Origin of the sequence: Edaphobacter lichenicola (assembly GCF_014201315.1) — a bacterium.
Taxonomy (GTDB): Bacteria; Acidobacteriota; Terriglobia; order Terriglobales; family Acidobacteriaceae; genus Edaphobacter; species Edaphobacter lichenicola_B.
The window spans coordinates 98,418-115,377 of record NZ_JACHDY010000008.1 but is presented as its reverse complement, the minus strand read 5'-3'; the positions used below and the strand labels follow the sequence as shown (position 1 = coordinate 115,377).

The window sequence follows — 16,960 nt, the reverse complement described above, 5'->3', positions numbered from 1 at the left end:
TCGTTAAAAATCACACGCACCAGAGAAGGCCTTGATGTCCAGCTTCCCGCAAAAGCGCTCGAACCCATCGCCACCGTCCTCGTTCTCAATACCAATTAGATCGAGTGAAACTCTTCGGTAGGATCGAAAAGGGGCTTTCGGCGGCGGACACGTCGTCACTCTCGCATCGGTCTACTCCGAGTCAACCGGCATCTGTGTCAAAGATGCCCAAGCTTCGCCGTCTGGAAAGGAATACCTCTCCAAGCAATCCTGCTTGACCTGGATACTGTATCCCGGTGTCTGAGGCATCAGGTAGTGGCCGCGACGAATGCGTACCGGGTCGGCAAAGTGCTCATGCAGATGGTCGACGTATTCGATCACGCGGTCCTGCATGGTCCGGCTCACGCGAAGGTAGTCGAAAGCCGAAAGATGCTGGACAAACTCACAAAGGCCAACACCGCCGGCATGCGGGCAAACCGGCACGCCCATCTTCGCAGCCATAAGGAGGATCGTTCCCCCTGGCGGTATAACCGCGTAATGGTGCAATGGTTTCGCTGAATGCCATATCGCGCGACCCTCGCCAGTTGGTCCGCGGACATCTTCACGTAAGTGCCGGACGGAACAGAGAGCATCTGCATGCCAGCCAACCCTTCGAACGTCGCCAGAGCCGGCAGGCGTGTCCAACTGCTTCAATCCCGATTTGGAGAAGACCCGCGTGGAGCATACATGTGCGCAGACCATTCCGCCATCCTTGAGCTCCGCGAGTATGCCGAATGGTTGGATAAGACGAGAGACCGCCTCTGCATCTCTTGCAGATACTGCCTGATCAAGATCTCGTAATTGACACGGTTGTCCCTCCGCCACTAGAGAAGTCTAAGCCAACTCAGCGCGGATTGTTCGACGGCCTCTGAGGGCTATCCAACTCTTACTCTTGATGCAAATTGGATTTTGTTCCCTCGTTAGTTGAACGGAATCTTCTGATCCGATTGGTCGGCCAAGGATGGATGGCGCACATCTGACCGAACCACCACAACAGGTGGCCCCATCTTTGCGGATGTTTGCGCCATCCTTGCACCTACGCCCATTCATCTGCCCCCTTTAGGGTATTTAGTTCTGAAGCGATAAGCGTAATGTGTTTCCTGAGAGTTCAGGTTTGATTGGTCATTCCTGTGTGCTGTCCTGCATCGGCTGCCGGGCACAGAACAGCTAAGACCAAGGGGGCAGCAGCATGATTACGTTCGCTGTGGGGGTTCTGTTTACCGTGATTGTTCTCGTTGGTTTTAGTTTCCTCTCGACAGCCTCGGTGGCATGGTTCTTCAAATACCGGAAACCACACGATACCTTGCCCTCAATAGACAAGAACAATTGATAAAACGAGTTAGCTGTCTGTCATCCCACTCGGCGTTCAGATTGGACTTGACGCGCCCAGCCGCCTAGTTCCACCGAACGAAAGCTCAAGGAGACCGTTACGAAACTCGAATCTTGGATTTCGCTACTGGAGTGATGGAAATTTCGGGGGAGAACAGTGAGGACGAGCTCGGGGCTCAAATCCATCAGCAGTTTTGCAGTTGTTCGGTCATTAGCTCATCACCTTTCGGTTAGCAGGAGTTGCCAATAGCCAACATCGATCCACTGGTCGAATTTGTTGCCGACCTGCCGGAACTGCGCAACTTTCTCGAATCCGAACTTTTCGTGGAACGCGACGCTTGAAACATTCGGAAGGGCGATGCCACCGATCACTGTGTGAAGCTGGCGATGTCTTAAATCGGCCAGAAGGGCGCGGTACAACTGCGATCCGATGCCAAGCCTCGTTGCTTGCGGTCGCACATAGACGGTTGATTCGACGGAATGACGGTAGGCACAACGGCCTTTCCACTTGCTGGCGTAGCAGAATCCCAGGACCTGCGCGCCTTCTTCCCACACTAACCAAGGCAGGTTCTGAAGGGTGTCCTGTATGCGCTGCGCCATGTCTTCTGAAGTAACGGCCTGCTCTTCAAACGTGATGGTTGTCTCAAGAACGTATTGGTTGTAGATGTCACAGAGCTGCGTTGAATCACTGACCGTGGCCTGTCGAATCATTGCGAGAACTCCTTAGAAAAGCCTCTTCCTCATCCAGAATGCGACGTTTACCAGTCCGATGAGGGCTGGCACTTCGATCAACGGACCGACCACGCCAACAAACGCCTCTCCAGAGTTCAGCCCGAACACAGCCACAGCTACAGCAATGGCGAGTTCAAAGTTGTTGCCTGCTGCGGTGAAGGAAAGTGTTGCTGATTGCGCGTAGTCAGCTCCCAGCCGCTTGCCCATCCAGAAGCTGACTATGAACATGATGAGGAAATAGACCACCAGCGGAAGCGCGATCCTCACTACGTCCAGCGGCAACCGCACGATCAGATCTCCTTTGAGGGAGAACATCACGAGGATGGTGAATAAGAGCGCGATGAGCGTGAGCGGGCTGATGCGTGGAATGAAGCGTCCCGTGTACCATTCCTCGCCCTTCGACCGCATGAGCACGTACCGCGTGACAAAGCCCGCAGCAAACGGCACTCCGAGGTACAGGCCAACGCTTTTCGCAATCTGTCCAATGCTGATGTCTACGACACTGCCTTGAAGACCGAACCACTTCGGTAGCACTGTCAGGAACGCCCAGGCATAGAAGCTGTAGAAGAGCACCTGAAACACACTGTTGATCGCAACCAACCCGGCCACGTAATCTGTGTCACCCTCAGCAAGGTCATTCCAGACCAGCACCATTGCGATGCACCGCGCAATGCCAATCAGGATCAAACCGCGCATGTAGGCCGGTTCGCCGCGCAGGAATATCACAGCAAGCGCGAACATCAGTACGGGACCTATGAGCCAGTTCTGTACCAGTGAGAGGCCGAGTACCCGCTTGTTGCGAAAGACTTCGCCCAACTTCTCATAGCGAACCTTCGCCAGCGGCGGGAACATCATCAGGATGAGGCCGATAGCAATAGGAATGTTCGTCGTTCCTGCCTGAAAGCGATTTACGACGGTAGCCGAGCCAGGGACGAAATGCCCGATGCCGACGCCTATCGCCATCGCAAGGAATATCCAGAGCGTCAGGAAGCGGTCGAGAAACGACAACTTCTTGCGAGCTGCAGGCGCGCAGGTTTGACCTTGAGAGATGAGCGTAGGAGGCATCAGCAAGCCTCGCAGCAGTTGTCTAGGACCTGTGCAGGAAGAGGCGCGCCATCCAGTGAAGCGTACTTGGATGGTGAGCAACACGCCTTCACCAACTGGGCTCGATCCTTCTGCATCGTCTTCTCTTCCTTCAGCCATTCCAGAGTTTGTTTCAGGATTTGTGCCGCGCCGATATGTGGTGGCATGACGATCCGATAGTGCATCCACTTTGCTTCGCGCCGCGCTGAGACAATACCGGCGCTACGGAGGTAGGCCAGGTGGCGCGAAATCTTAGGCTGTGGTCCGCCAAGAATCTCCACGAAGTAACAGACACAAACCTCCTGTTCTCCCATGAGGTTCAAGAGGCGAAGCCGCGTGCTATCACCCAGGGCTTGGAAGAACCGCTCAATATCGTATGTTTGCTTTGCCATGTTTGATGTATACGCCTTGACGTATACGAAAGCAATACATATATTCACCTAAGCAGATATGAGGAGGCAGTATGTCGGAGCAAATCTTGGATTCGATCAGATCGAAGTATGGAGCAGTTGCTCAGAGCAATCTCTCGAACGAGCACGCGGGAGTTCAGGCAGTCGCCGAAGCGTTTGGGTACTCCGCCGAAGAACTCACTTCTATTCCTGCGGATGCAAATATGGGGCTTTCGTGCGGGAATCCAACTGCTACGGCTCACCTGCGTCCCGGTGAGGTCGTCGTCGATCTTGGGTCGGGTGGTGGCCTCGATGTGTTCCTCGCATCGAAGATGGTCGGCCCAACGGGCAGAGCAATTGGCGTTGATATGACGCCATCAATGATCGAGCGCGCCAGAGCCAATGCTGTCAGCGATAGTTACACCAATGTGGAGTTCTATCTGGCAATGATCGACAAGGTCCCACTGCCCGATGCTTCGGTCGATTGCGTCATCTCGAACTGCGTTCTAAACCTAGCGCCGGACAAGCCGTCGGTGTTTCGTGAAATATCTCGCATCCTGAAGCCGGGAGGGCGGCTCGCGGTGAGCGACATCGCCCTGAAACACGAACTCCCCGAAGACATTGCCAAGAGCATGGCTGCCTACGTCGGGTGTATCGGAGGTGCGATCAAGATGGATGATTATCGGGAAGGGCTGCTTGCCGCAGGTTTCGAGCACGTTGAAATCGTCGATAGCGGCTCTGATCTTAATGCCTACGCCAAGGTCGAAAATCAGGCTGGTTGTTGCTCGCCCACAATGGGTGATACAGCCGCCTGCTGTGCGCCCGCGCCGAGCAGTGAGCCCACGGTTCACGAAGAACTCACGGAATTGCTCTCAAAGTATGACGTGAACGCAGCAGCTGCGAGCGTGAAGGTATATGCGGTCAAACCCAGCAGCTTGGCGTCGAAATCGTGCTGCGGTCCGACCTGCTGCTCTTAGCTCAAACCAAGATTGGGAGTACCGATGTTTAGAGTGATCTTCGCTTGTGTTCACAATGCAGGACGGTCCCAGATGGCTTCTGCGTTCTTCAATCACATGGCCGATCCAGCAAAGGCTGAGGCCATCTCGGCAGGTACGGAACCTGGTTTACGCATCCATCCGGAAGTTCTGGTTGTGATGCAGGAAATCGGCATCGACCTCAGCGACGCCAAGCCGCAGAAGCTGACTGAGGAGCTGGCGCGTGACGCCCAGCTCCTCATAACGATGGGATGTGGTGACCAATGCCCCTACGTGCCGGGCCTCAGACGAGACGACTGGCCCTTACACGACCCGAAAGGCTTGCCAGCAGATGAGGTGCGAACTATCCGCGATGACGTAAATGCCAGAGTGAAGAACCTGATCGAAACAGAGAACCTCGGAAAGTAGGCCAAGACCGAGGAATTAAAAGGCGCGCCGGAGGGCGCGCCTTTGTCGTTCAACTCGCCCGTAAACCCGAACCTGAGTTTCGTAACAGTCTCGAACAGGCCCGCTGAGGAGGGTCGCGAAGGAGGCAAACCAACGAAGAAATCAATGCTTCCATCGTGCGGAAATACGATGTTCTGTGCGTGGCTCTGACCATCGGCATCACGTGTACATATTCCAACCGTTCCGTTAGGCCAATACGTACGGAAGCCATTTAGCGAATCGCCTTCGAACGTGAACTCTATAACACCTTTGTAGCGATCATCGTAAGGCAGAATTTTGCCACGGAAATCAATGAATAACTTTCGTTGACGTTTCCAAAGCAGCAGGAGCGCCGAATGAAATGCAAAAGCATCGTTCGTCAATCGCGCTAATTCATCGAAGCTAATCAGTTGATAGCTGCCGGACAGTATCCGCACGCTATCGTCGTGTATAGCGTAGTCAGAATGAAATACCGCGTTCCGAATGGTGTGGCTGTAGATGCCTTTCAACGCAGCGCCTACCTCTGCAAAGCCTGCTTGAACTGCCATTTTTTCGATTTCTTCAATCTTGGCAATTGGATTTGCAGGAACGATGCGAGTCTTCTTGACACCGCTTACCTTATAACCTTTACGTTTGTTTAAGTGAATCAGGGGTGACGTAGAGTATTTCAGGCCGAGGCGCAATCGCAACAGGTTCGCTAAAAGATCGTATGGAACGCTCATCTCGATCATGTGGCTATAAGACATGAGCGCAATACGCGCTTGGGTGTTGGCCGGATTGGGAAAGCTGTCTTCCGGTAACTGAAGCCGTTGTAGTTGAGAGCAATCCTCTAGAAATGCGATGGATTCCGTGTAGGAATCCCAACCTGTATCCTGCATCCCCGTCACACGCACCATAGTGCAAGCCCATTCAAACATCCGGTGGACTTGATTGAAGTCATCACACCAGAAGAGAGGGTTCAGGATGTCAGCGTAGTGCCTTATTCTGTTGACGGGCTGGTCAGTCGCTTTTTCATCTTGCTCTGACAATACGATACACTCCCACAAATGATGATCTTCGTGGTGGGCACAGCAGGATTCGAACCTACGACTTCCACCGTGTGAAGGTGTGCTAAAGGTGGACGGCTGCACATTCTAAATGGGATAATAGCCGGTAGAGTGGGCAGAAGCCGGCATTCCGGGCTCTGTTTGGCATCAAATTGGCATCAAGTTTCTAACCAGTGGGCGTGGGCTGACCGTGGGGGTTCAGCCCATTTTCTTTGCTTTATAAGCTAAGAACCCTATACCCCCTGTGTTCATAAAATCATCGTGGTCTATGCTGTGGAATCAGACCGACTATGGTCTTGCTTTTGGAGTAGGACCCTTCCGGTCCATGCATGCACCGATGATCCGTTGATTTACCGGAATGCTTGCAGGAGGGCATCTGCCCAGATTTCGTAGCCGGCATTGCTCGGGTGTACTCCGTCAGGCATCAGCGACTTGGGCAGGGTCTGATCTGATGCAAGAAACTTCGGTCCTAGGTCGACGATTTTAATGCCTGGTCTGTTTTCAAAACGTTCGACCAAGAGCTGATTGACTCGGCGAATCGGTTCACGAAGGGGATCCTCCGGGGCGAAGCCACGAGGGAAGATGGACATAAGGATAATTGAGCTCGTCGGGGAACGATTTTTCAGCTCGCGGCAAATCTCCTCGATGCCGTCAACGACCTCAGCCGGTGAACTAGCGCGTGCGTTCTCTGTTCCGGTCAGATTGTTAGTACCGATGTTCACGATGATGAAGTCTGGATGAAGTTCATCGAACTCGCCCTGACGGAGTCGCCAGAGAACATTTTGTGTACGGTCCCAGCCAAAGCCCAGATTGAGAACAGATATATCGCCAAACGCATGCTGCCATGCGGGCTCTCCATTGAGGTGTGATGCGGCTGGCACACCTGCCCAGAAATGGGTGATCGAATCGCCGATGAGGACGATTCGCGGATTCATCATCTTTCCAATAGCTAGTTCGGCATGGTGACGGGCGTACCAGTCGTAGGAGTCTTGTTCGAGACGCTCGACAGGGATCAGAGCCGTATTGATATCCGTCATCGACTCGAGAGATCTGCGCGGTTTCTCGCCCAATAAGCGTGCTAATGTAGGCTCGATTGCCTCTGCCATCTTGTACTGCCCCTTTGTGTCGGGATGCAACGCACCAGGATGGCCGGGCAGTCGCGGGTCGTAGTAGATGGCAGCGTTGAGCCTGCCATTCAGAAAGAAGATGCTGCTGATATCGAGATATGTGACGCGTGGGTTCTCGGAATAAACGCGAGCGAGATAGCGATTGACCTCCTGATCTACAGCCGATTTTTGTGGTGAAAGCTCACTCGGCAGCAAGCCGATCAGCAGGATGTGTGTTGAGGGAAGACGTTGTTCTAATTCGGCAACGACCGCGTCGATACCAACCTGGGTCTGAACGGCGCTTTGGTTCGCTACACCCGTATTGTTGGTGCCGATCAGGACGACGACCACCTTAGGAGATACACCGCCGAGTTCTCCATTCTTTATGCGCCAGAGTAGATTAGCCGTTGTATCTCCACTGAAGCCGAGGTTAATGGCGCTTCGTGCTCCGTAAAAGGTCTGCCAGGTGGGTTGGAAGTTTTCGTCGGGGAGCTTCGACTTCTCATAGTTCTGCGTAATCGAGTCACCTAGTAGTAGAAGCGGCGTATCTGGATGTGCTTTGACTGCCAGAAGAACAGCATCGTGCCGCTGAGCCCACCAGAGTTCGCCTAAGCGGTCAAGCGGAATCGCGCCAAGATTTGCTTGCGGAGAAGTCTGACTCGAAGCCACACTGATCAAGACAAGTAGCAGCGCAAGCAAGCGACCGAGAAAATTCATAGAACCCAAATATATAAGAGGCCCCTCATATATAAGAGGCCAGTGGTCGATTAGATCATCCGCAAAAAACCTCAGCACCTTGAAGCAGCGGATACAGTCGATTTTTGGCTGACCGCTATAGCTATATTGGAACATGACAAGTGTTAGCCTTTAGTCTTCATCAACAACTGGTGTCCATAAGGCTCAGGGGCATATCCATGGCAGTTCCACTTCAGGCTTACGCATGATTACGCGCCGCCGTTTCTTCCGCGATGCATCCGCAGCGTCGCTCGCATTCAGTCTCACGCCTGGTCTGCGGATCCTATCCGCAGAGATCCCGTCCAGCGTCTACACCAATCCCATTATGGGCGGAGATCATCCCGACGCTAGCCCCATCCGGGTTGGCAACGAGTTCTACCTCACTCACTCCAGCTTTGACTACGCCCCAGGTCTGCTCATCTGGCACTCGCTCGACCTCGTTAACTGGAAGCCCGTCGCCGCCGCGCTGCATGGCTACTACGGCAGCGTATGGGCACCCTACCTCTGCGAGTATCAGGGCCACTTTTATATCTACTTCCCCGCCAACAACCGTCTCTTCGTCGTCCACGCCTTACATCCCACCGGCCCATGGAGCGAGCCCATCGACCTCGGCGTCTCCGCCATCGACCCCGCCCACATCGCCGAGAATGGCCGCCGATTTCTCTACACTAACGGTGGCCAGATGCTCGAGCTCACGCCCGACGGTCTCTCTGTAAAGTCCCCATCTCGCCCAGTCTTCGAACCCTGGCCCGTACCTTCCTCCACGCGCATCGAATGCACGTGCCTCGAAGGCCCTAAGCTGCTTGCGAACAATGGCTACTTCTATCTGAACGTCGCCGAAGGAGGCACTGGGGGCCCGGCCACGAGCCACTCCGTCATCAGCGCCCGGAGCCGCCACGCGGAAGGCCCTTGGGAGTTCTCGCCCTACAACCCCATCATCCATACGCAATCGCGAGACGACCGCTGGCTCAGCCTTGGCCACGGCCGCCTCGTCGATACTCCGGACGGCAAGTGGTACATGACGGTGCACTCTTATGAGAACGGCTATCGCACCCTTGGCCGCCAACTCCTGCTCCTTCCCATCGTCTGGACGACAGACGGTTGGTTCCGTGAGCAGCCGGAGACCGGCGCCGACTCAGTCCTCCCCATGCCCGTACCCGGCCGAAGCCAGCAGTCATTCCTCGACCCATCGGACCAGTTCGTAACTGCAGAGCTCGGCCTTCAATGGGGGTTCTGGCATCAATACGACTCGACGCGTTTCGATACAGGAAAGGGCTACCTCCGCCTTAACGCCAAGGGCAAGGGCCTATCCGACACATCGGTCCTCACCGCATCCGTGGGAGGTCACGCATACACCGTCGAAGTCGATGTCGAGATCGATCCCGACTGCGAAGCCGGCCTCCTCCTCTTCTACGACCCCGAGCACGCAACCGGCATCACACTGGGCCCTCAAGACTTGAGTATCCGAGCAGGCAACGGTCTTGTTTTCAACCACTCATTAGCCAACCCCACCCGCGCGACCCTTCGCATCGTCAACGACCGCCAGGAGATCGACTTTTACTTCCGCTTGCTTGATCAACCATGGCAGCGTACCCAAGAATCGGCCGAGATCTCCGGAATGCACCACAACATCCTGGGCGGTTTTCTCGACGTCCGACCTGCCCTCTCAGCCTGGGGTACTGGCTGCGCCACTTTCCGCAACTTCCGCTTCTGGCCCCAAATAAACCTCCCCACTTGATTTTGCGCGTTGCATCAGGACCACCGAGCGCCACATCATCCCACCAAACGTGCGTCCCGACCGGTGCGTCTACTAATTTCGGGGAAGGGCATCAACCAACTGCGATCTCTAAGAGTCGCATAACCGGCCTTGGCGAGCAGCAAGAGGTGTGGCGCAAATCAAACCACATAGATTTCCTCTCGGTATTGCTACGGAGCTTGCCCTGAAAGATCAGGGCCTACGGAGCGGCTGTGTCTTTGTAGGCGCTTTCATTTATTCCTTGTTCCCTACTTACATTGCTGTTGTAAAGGGTGAGTGCATTAAAGTCCATTGCCATAATAATATCTTGTCGCGCGCTCATTCTATGGTGCTTCGTTTTGCGCCTCAACCCCATCAAGCTCCTTGCTCTCTACAAAACATTCATAAAAATTGGTTTTTATCGCCCAAATTTCCTGGTTGACTGTTTCTGTTCGCGTGTTCTATGCTCATTCCGATTTCGTACAAGACTAAATCTATTCTCTGGCATAGAGCTATCCACCAGCAATTAGTTCGTGTCGCAAAAAAATTGAAGTGAAAGAGGCCGCACCATGCTTTTCGCAAAGTCTAACCTCCAACTCAAGTGGAGCTTCGCTTTACTCCTCTTGCTGACCGTCTGCTTGCTCGGCACCGCACCACACATGCAGGCGCAGACCACTGCCAGTCTCTCGGGCAACGTGGTCGATACTACCGGTGCCGTCATCCCGGGAGCTACGGTCACCCTCACCAACACCGCAAGCAGAGACAAACGCGACGTCACCTCCAACTCATCCGGCTACTTCACCTTCGCCGGTGTCATCCCCGGGACCTACACGGTGCAGATAGCGGCGCCCGGCTTCCGCGGGTTTCGCCAGGATAATGTGACAGTCGACCCGGGAGATGTGCGCAATCTCAACAACCTCAGCCTCACCGTCGGCGGCACAACCGATACCATCACTGTAGAAAGCGCTGCCAACGAGATCGCGCCGCAGGACTCCGGCGAGCGCTCGGCACTGTTGAGCACCAAAGACATTGATAGGCTTCCGATTGAGAGCCGCAACCTCTCTGAGTTGCTAAAAATTCTTCCTGGAACCACGACCACCGCGAGTAGCAAGGGCAACGGCCCAGGGTTCGACTTCAGTGATAACGGGTCTTCAGGTTCTGCGGTTGGAGTAGGTCTCAACACCAACGGCGCCCCCTATCGTGGAGGCACGGCCTATCTTCTGGACGGCGCAAGCATCATCGATCCCGGTTGTGCGTGCTGGTCCATCGCGACCGTGAACCCGGATATGACCCAGGAGGTTAAGGTTCAGACCTCCAACTTCGGCGCCGATGCGGCCCAGGGTCCCGTCGTCATCAACGTGATCAGCCGCTCCGGTTCATCAGAGTTCCATGGTCAAGGGTATTTCTACGCGCGTAACAGTGTGCTGAACGCCAATACTTGGCAAGACAAGCACAGCACAACTCCAACGGCGCGGCCGGACGCTTCTTACTACTATCCGGGTGTTAGCGTGGGGGGGCCGATCCTTATTCCGCACACCAACTTCAATCACAGCCGTAAGCTGCTTTTCTGGGCTGGGTTCGAAGATTTTCGTCAGACTCTTCCAGCGGCCTCACCCTTAACCTCTTATGTGCCGACGGCAGCGATGCGCGCGGGCAACTTCAGCCTCAGCGATCCGGACAACGCCGCACTCTGCGCTACGAGCACAGGAAACGATTTCTGCCAGTCACTGAACGGCGGATACGCTCCGGACGGAACGAAACTGAGCGGTACGCAGATTCCTGCGCAGTATCTCGATCCGGGTGCGCTGGCATTACTGAAGCTCTTCCCCCAGCCCAATACGAATCCCTCGAGCAACGGCAGCGGCTACAACTACTTTCTGCAGACGACCAATGTCCACAATGGATATATCTACCGCGGCCGCGTGGACTACAACCTCAGCGACAAAAACAAGTTGTTTGTGAGCTACCAATACGGCAGCGACTCCGAGACCAGCCTGGCACATATCTATTACACGCCTTCCAATGCCATCGCCTATCCTGGCGGTCCGCTTGTAAGTGCCGTTCATTCTCACGTGTTGAGCGGCAGCTACATTCATGTGTTTAACTCCGCGGCGACCAATGAACTACGCGTCGCCGTGGGCTGGCTCGACAATCCGTTCTCTGCCAGCAACCTGAAGGCGATGGAGATCTCTACCCTCGGCTATCCCTACGGCAGCGTTTACAACAATGCCTCCCAGCTTGTGCCGTCAATCAACTCGCCGGGAGCCCGTACGTTGCCCGACATCTCACAACCAGACCTGTTTGGAAATGGCGGAGTCTACAACACCAACAAAAAGGCCCCGTCTGTGGCCGATGACGTCACGTTCGTCTACAGAACACATACTTTTAAGATGGGTGGTTACTGGAGCCGGTCCGGTAATAAGCAAGAGACCTATGGTTCTCCCAACGGGGCGCTCTCATTTGCAAGTGGGGCAAAGACCGATCAGGTCACCGGCCTGACCATAGGCACGGTCAATCCGCTGGCAAACTTTCTGATGGGCATCACAAGTGGATTCACGCAGAACAACAGTAATCCCACCGACGACATGGCCTACACCACAGGCGCCGGCTATTTCCTGGATAACTGGAAGACGACCCGCCACCTGACGCTCAACCTCGGACTTCGCCTCGAACACCTCGGTCGATGGCAGGACAACACTGGTACCGGTCTTGCAGTGTGGGAACCGAATCGCTACGCTGCCGACGTCAGCGCAGGCAAGATCTATCCTGGCGTCTATTGGCATGCTACCGATGGGTCTGTCCCGAACGGAGGATCTCCCGTACAGACGATCTTCTTCGAGCCTCGTCTTGGACTCGCCTATGATGTCAAAGGCAACGGTGAGACCGTTGTACGCGGCGGCTGGGCGGCCTATCGCTGGAACGATCAGTACAACGACTATGCTGGTCCGCTCCAGACATCGCTCGGGGTCAAGACGTACAACTCCAGCAACAATCAAGCAATCACCCTCAAGGAGGTTGCAGCGCTCGGGGCGAACTCAGCGTCTCTCGGCTCTTTGCCTTCGAGCGTGTATGCAACAGATCAGGCTGACGACAAGGTTGGCGTGACCTATGCTTACAACCTGACTATCTCACAGCGCATTCCGCGCAACATGCTGCTCGAGGTAGCTTATGTTGGTAACCAAACCCAGAACATTCTGATGGGCGGACAGAGCAACGGTTCTGGAGTAGGCGGGGCAAACTTCGTCAACCAGAACAAGATTCCGCTCGGCGGTCTCTTCAAACCAGATCCTATTACTGGGGCTCCTGCACCGGTCGATCCAGAGAACGTTCCCAACATCGTGGACTACTTCCCCTACTACAAGGGCTACGGAACAAATGCAATCTCGGTCAATACTCACTCGGGTTATGCGAACTATAACGGTGCGCAGGTCAGTCTGCTTCGCCAGACGGGCCGTGCAACTTTCAATGTCAACTACACCTATTCAAAGTCCCTTGGAATCGTTGGGAGCACACTCGATGCATTCAACGTCGCCAATAACTATGGCGTGCTGAACATCGATCGGCCTCACGTCATCAACACTTCCTATGCCTTTGATCTTGGCTCGCCCATTCACGGTCATCTCTTTGCGGGTGGATTTGTGAACGGGTGGACGCTCTCCGGCACCACCACCTGGCAGTCAGGTGGTAACCTGCAGGCAAACACAAGCCAGAATCTCGGCTTGACCATCGAGAACACCACGCTTGGCCACACCGTAGGGTCATCCACTTTCTACGGAACGCCATTCAACAGTGTGCTCCCGCTAACCATCTGCAATCCTACTGCCGGCCTCAAGAACTATCAGCACGTCAACCTCGATTGCTTCACCGCGCCACAGATCGGGCAGGTTGGAGACCGTCAGGCCCCGTATCTCAGCGGCCCGTCCTTCTTCGACTCCGATCTCGGCGTTTACAAGAGTTTCCACATCACGGAGCACCAGGCGCTGGAGATTCGCGGATCTGCCTTCAACTTCCTCAACCACCCGCTGCCCGGCTACAGCACCACGGATCTGGTGACGCTGAAGCTTCAGACTCCAAATAACAGTTCCTTCGTCTCTCAAGTCTCGAATGTCGACCGTGGCATCACCGACGCGAAGTACACCCAACGCACCCTGTTGCTCGCAATCAAGTACCACTTCTAACGGAGCTGTTCTTGCTTGCTGAACTGGACGAGCTCTGTCGCCACCTGCCCTGGCGGCAGGGCTCGTCTCATCTCGATCGAAACCTTTCGGAGAACTAAATGAAGGTTGCAACTAGCCTCCTGCTTTCTGGTGCTCTTTCGTTCATTGCCTCTGCCGGTATTGCTCAGAGTTCAACCGTCCCCGCGTCGCCCCAGGCCGTCGATCCCATCTACATACTCCCCCCCGCCTCATTGAACACCCAGCAGGTATCCACACTGCAAAAGCTCGGCGCTGACTGGCCACAGCTCGGTCGCTATCGCGAGGAGAACGCAAAGCTACCTCCGCCCGAAACAGGCGAGTCTCGCATCGTCTTTATGGGCGACTCCATCACCGACTCGTGGGGCCGCAACGTCCCCACTCCATTTTTTCCCGGCAAGTCCTACATCAATCGCGGGATCTCCGGCCAGACCACAGGTCAGATGCTCGTACGCTTCCGCCAGGATGTCATCGACCTTTCGCCGGCAGCTGTCCTGATCCTTGCCGGAACCAACGATCTCGCAGGCAATACTGGCCTCTCGTCACTTCAGATGATCGAAGATAACCTGCAATCAATGTGCGAATCCGCGAAGGCTCACGGCATTCGCGTCATCCTGGCGTCTGTTCTTCCGGTTAGCGACTATCCATGGCGTCGCGGTCTCCATCCCGCCGCTGAAGTCCGTCAACTCAACGACTGGATCAAACACTACACACAGTCTAACGGATTCGTTTACCTCGACTACTACTCCGCGATGACCAATGATCAGGGAGGCCTCGACGCCGGCGTCTCCCCCGATGGTGTCCATCCAAACGCTGCCGGCTACGCCATTATGGCGCCGCTTGCCGAGAAGGCCATCCAACAGCCGGTCAACCAGACGACGGTGCCAACAATCACCAAATAAGCAGGATTCTGCACTCAGCGAACGCATTCGCTCTACAACTCACACCGAACGATAGGAAATATTGCCTCCATGCATAGGTTCAACCGATCCGTCTCCATCGTGTCTGTACTCGCTGTCGTCTCCATTCCTCAACTCCTCCAGGCGCAGCAGGGGTATCGCTTTCAGGACACGCATCTCCCCGCCGAAGAACGCATCACCGACCTGATCGGCCATATGACGCTCGAGGAAAAAGTGCAGGCGCTCAGCACAAACCCAACCATCCCCAGGCTTGGCGTGGTCGGAACACAGCACGTTGAAGGGCTGCACGGGCTCGCCCTCGGAGGTCCTGGCGGATGGGAGGGCAAGAACCTCCCCGTCATTCCCACGACACAGTTCCCCCAATCGCGCGGACTCGGCCAGACTTGGGATCCCGCGCTCGTCCAGAAAGCCGCCGCTGCTGAAGGCTACGAAACTCGCTACGCCTACGGTAAATACCATCGTGGCGGCATGGTCGTCCGCGCACCTAACGCCGACCTCAGTCGCGATCCCCGCTGGGGCCGCAGCGAAGAGTCTTATGGCGAAGATCCGTTCCTGGTCGGAACCATGGCTACTGCCTTTACCCGCGGCCTGCAGGGCGACGATCCGCACGTCTGGCTCACCGCGTCGCTCCTGAAGCACTTCCTCGCCAACAGCAATGAAGACGGCCGCGACGGTTCCTCCTCGAACTTCGACGAGCGCCTCTTCCGCGAGTACTACTCAGTCCCCTTCCGCATGGCCATCCAGCAGGGCGGGGCCAATGCCATGATGACCGCCTACAACGGATGGAACGGCGTACCGATGATCGAAAATCCTGTGCTTCGCTTTACAGTCATGAAGGAGTGGGGATTCGACGGTATCCTTTGCACTGACGGCGGCGCTCTCACCAATCTTGTCACCCATCACCATGCCTTCAAAACCATGTCCGAAGCCGCCGCGGCTGCAATTCACGCCGGTATCAACCAGTTCCTCGACGACTACCGCCAGCCCGTCATGGACGCGCTCAAACAGAACCTCATCACCGAGCAGGAGATAGATGCCAACATCCGCGGCGTCTTCCGTGTCATGCTGCGGCTAGGCATGTTGGACCCTGCAGAGCATATTCCCTATGCCAAAATCGGCACCTTAGATCAAGCCAAAGGTGATCCCTGGAACTGGCCTGAGCGACACGCTCTCGTACGTCAGGTCACCGACGAGTCCATCGTGCTTTTGAAGAACGAAAACAACATCCTTCCCCTTCGTCCCGACAACGCAAAAAACATCGTAGTCATCGGCCCACTCGCCGATCGTGTAGCACTTGACTGGTACAGCGGTACTCCCCCCTATATCGTGACGCCGCTCGCAGGAATCCGAACACGGGCTGGATCTTCCTCCTCTGTCACCTTTTCGAAAGGCGATGATCCAAACGAAGCTGCCGCTCTTGCCGCCAAAGCCGACGTAGCCATCGTGATCGTGGGTAACCACCCTACTTGCGACGCTGGATGGTTCAAATGCGCACTGCCGAGCGAGGGCAAAGAAGCGATTGATCGCAAGAGTCTCACCTTGGAGCAGGAGGAGCTCGTCAAGGCTGTCTACGCCGCCAATTCCAAGACCGTTGTTGTACTGCAAACGAGCTTCCCTTACACGACCAACTGGACCCAGGAGCATATACCAGCCATCCTGCAGATCACTCACAACAGCGAAGAGCAGGGAAACGCCCTCGCGGACGTGCTCTTCGGTGACTACAACCCAGCGGGACGTCTAACCCAGACCTGGGTTAGCTCCATCGATCAGCTTCCTCCCATGATGGACTACGATCTTCGCCACGGACGAACTTACCTTTATCTGAAGCAGAAGCCTCTGTATGCCTTCGGCTTCGGTCTCAGCTATACGACTTTCGCCTATTCGAATCTGCGCGTCAGCCCATCCAGCCTCGCGCCGAACGGCGACCTGACCGTCAGCGTTGACATACGCAACACAGGTGCGCGAGATGGTGACGAAGTCGTTCAACTCTACGTCGCCTATCCTCACTCAGCCGTGTCGCGTCCCATCGAAGAGCTAAGAGGCTTCGAACGCACGCACATTCGCGCTGGTGAATCCAAAGCTGTCACTCTTCACCTACCTGCGCAGTCGCTCGGCTACTGGAGCCAAACACAACATGCCTTTGTTGTTGAACCTGGCCCCATCGAACTTCGAATCGGTGCCAGCTCGGACGATATCAAGCTAAGCAAAACCTTGAACGTCGCCCGTTAGTCACGGACCCTCTGATAGATACTT

11 protein-coding genes are annotated in these 16,960 nt (G+C 55.4%); 6 read left to right on the top strand and 5 right to left on the bottom strand.

Features of this window, described 5'->3' with window-relative positions; genetic code table 11:
* Nucleotides 1-171: 171 nt before the first annotated feature.
* The 4 genes from HDF09_RS21020 to HDF09_RS20000 all read right to left on the bottom strand — a co-directional run bounded on the left by HDF09_RS21020 (nt 172) and on the right by HDF09_RS20000 (nt 3,554).
* Entirely contained in the window at nt 172-480 is a 309-nt protein-coding gene (locus HDF09_RS21020) for an enolase C-terminal domain-like protein (RefSeq protein ID WP_260181844.1), read from the bottom strand.
* A 1,086-nt stretch (nt 481-1,566) separates the two neighbouring features.
* A complete protein-coding gene (locus tag HDF09_RS20010; RefSeq protein ID WP_183769237.1) occupies nt 1,567-2,058 on the bottom strand; it encodes an arsinothricin resistance N-acetyltransferase ArsN1 family B in 492 nt (163 codons plus the stop codon).
* 12 nt (nt 2,059-2,070) lie between these two features.
* Entirely contained in the window at nt 2,071-3,144 is a 1,074-nt protein-coding gene (gene arsB / locus HDF09_RS20005) for an ACR3 family arsenite efflux transporter (RefSeq protein ID WP_183769236.1), read from the bottom strand.
* Nucleotides 3,144-3,554, bottom strand: coding sequence for an ArsR/SmtB family transcription factor (locus tag HDF09_RS20000; protein ID WP_183769235.1), 411 nt, complete (start codon nt 3,552-3,554; stop codon nt 3,144-3,146). Before HDF09_RS20000 ends, arsB begins: the two co-directional genes overlap by 1 nt.
* A gap of 71 nt (nt 3,555-3,625) precedes the next feature.
* Here HDF09_RS20000 and arsM point away from each other — a divergent pair, with 71 nt between their 5' ends.
* Together arsM and HDF09_RS19990 are read left to right on the top strand one after the other, a co-directional pair.
* Entirely contained in the window at nt 3,626-4,528 is a 903-nt protein-coding gene (gene arsM, locus HDF09_RS19995) for an arsenite methyltransferase (RefSeq protein ID WP_183769234.1), read from the top strand.
* Between the two features lie 24 nt (nt 4,529-4,552).
* Nucleotides 4,553-4,954 carry an arsenate reductase ArsC gene (locus HDF09_RS19990; protein WP_183769233.1) on the top strand — a complete coding sequence of 134 codons (402 nt, stop codon included), beginning with the start codon at nt 4,553-4,555 and terminating at the stop codon, nt 4,952-4,954.
* Nucleotides 4,955-6,368: 1,414 nt separating this feature from the next.
* On the opposite strand, the gene HDF09_RS19985 is transcribed toward HDF09_RS19990, so the two are convergent.
* On the bottom strand, nt 6,369-7,841 hold the full coding sequence (locus HDF09_RS19985; RefSeq protein WP_183769232.1) for a GDSL-type esterase/lipase family protein: 1,473 nt from the start codon (nt 7,839-7,841) through the stop codon (nt 6,369-6,371).
* A 223-nt stretch (nt 7,842-8,064) separates the two neighbouring features.
* On the opposite strand from HDF09_RS19985, the gene HDF09_RS19980 reads away from it, so the two are divergent.
* The 4 genes from HDF09_RS19980 (at nt 8,065) to HDF09_RS19965 (ending at nt 16,936) form a co-directional block, all read left to right on the top strand.
* On the top strand, nt 8,065-9,597 hold the full coding sequence (locus HDF09_RS19980) for a family 43 glycosylhydrolase (protein ID WP_183769231.1): 1,533 nt from the start codon (nt 8,065-8,067) through the stop codon (nt 9,595-9,597).
* 566 nt (nt 9,598-10,163) lie between these two features.
* On the top strand, nt 10,164-13,772 hold the full coding sequence (locus HDF09_RS19975) for a carboxypeptidase-like regulatory domain-containing protein (protein WP_183769230.1): 3,609 nt from the start codon (nt 10,164-10,166) through the stop codon (nt 13,770-13,772).
* Nucleotides 13,773-13,870: 98 nt separating this feature from the next.
* A complete protein-coding gene (locus HDF09_RS19970) occupies nt 13,871-14,689 on the top strand; it encodes an SGNH/GDSL hydrolase family protein (RefSeq protein WP_183769229.1) in 819 nt (272 codons plus the stop codon).
* A gap of 69 nt (nt 14,690-14,758) precedes the next feature.
* The gene (locus tag HDF09_RS19965) at nt 14,759-16,936 is read left to right on the top strand and encodes a glycoside hydrolase family 3 C-terminal domain-containing protein (protein ID WP_183769228.1); all 2,178 of its coding nucleotides are present in this window, start codon (nt 14,759-14,761) and stop codon (nt 16,934-16,936) included.
* Nucleotides 16,937-16,960 lie beyond the last annotated feature (24 nt).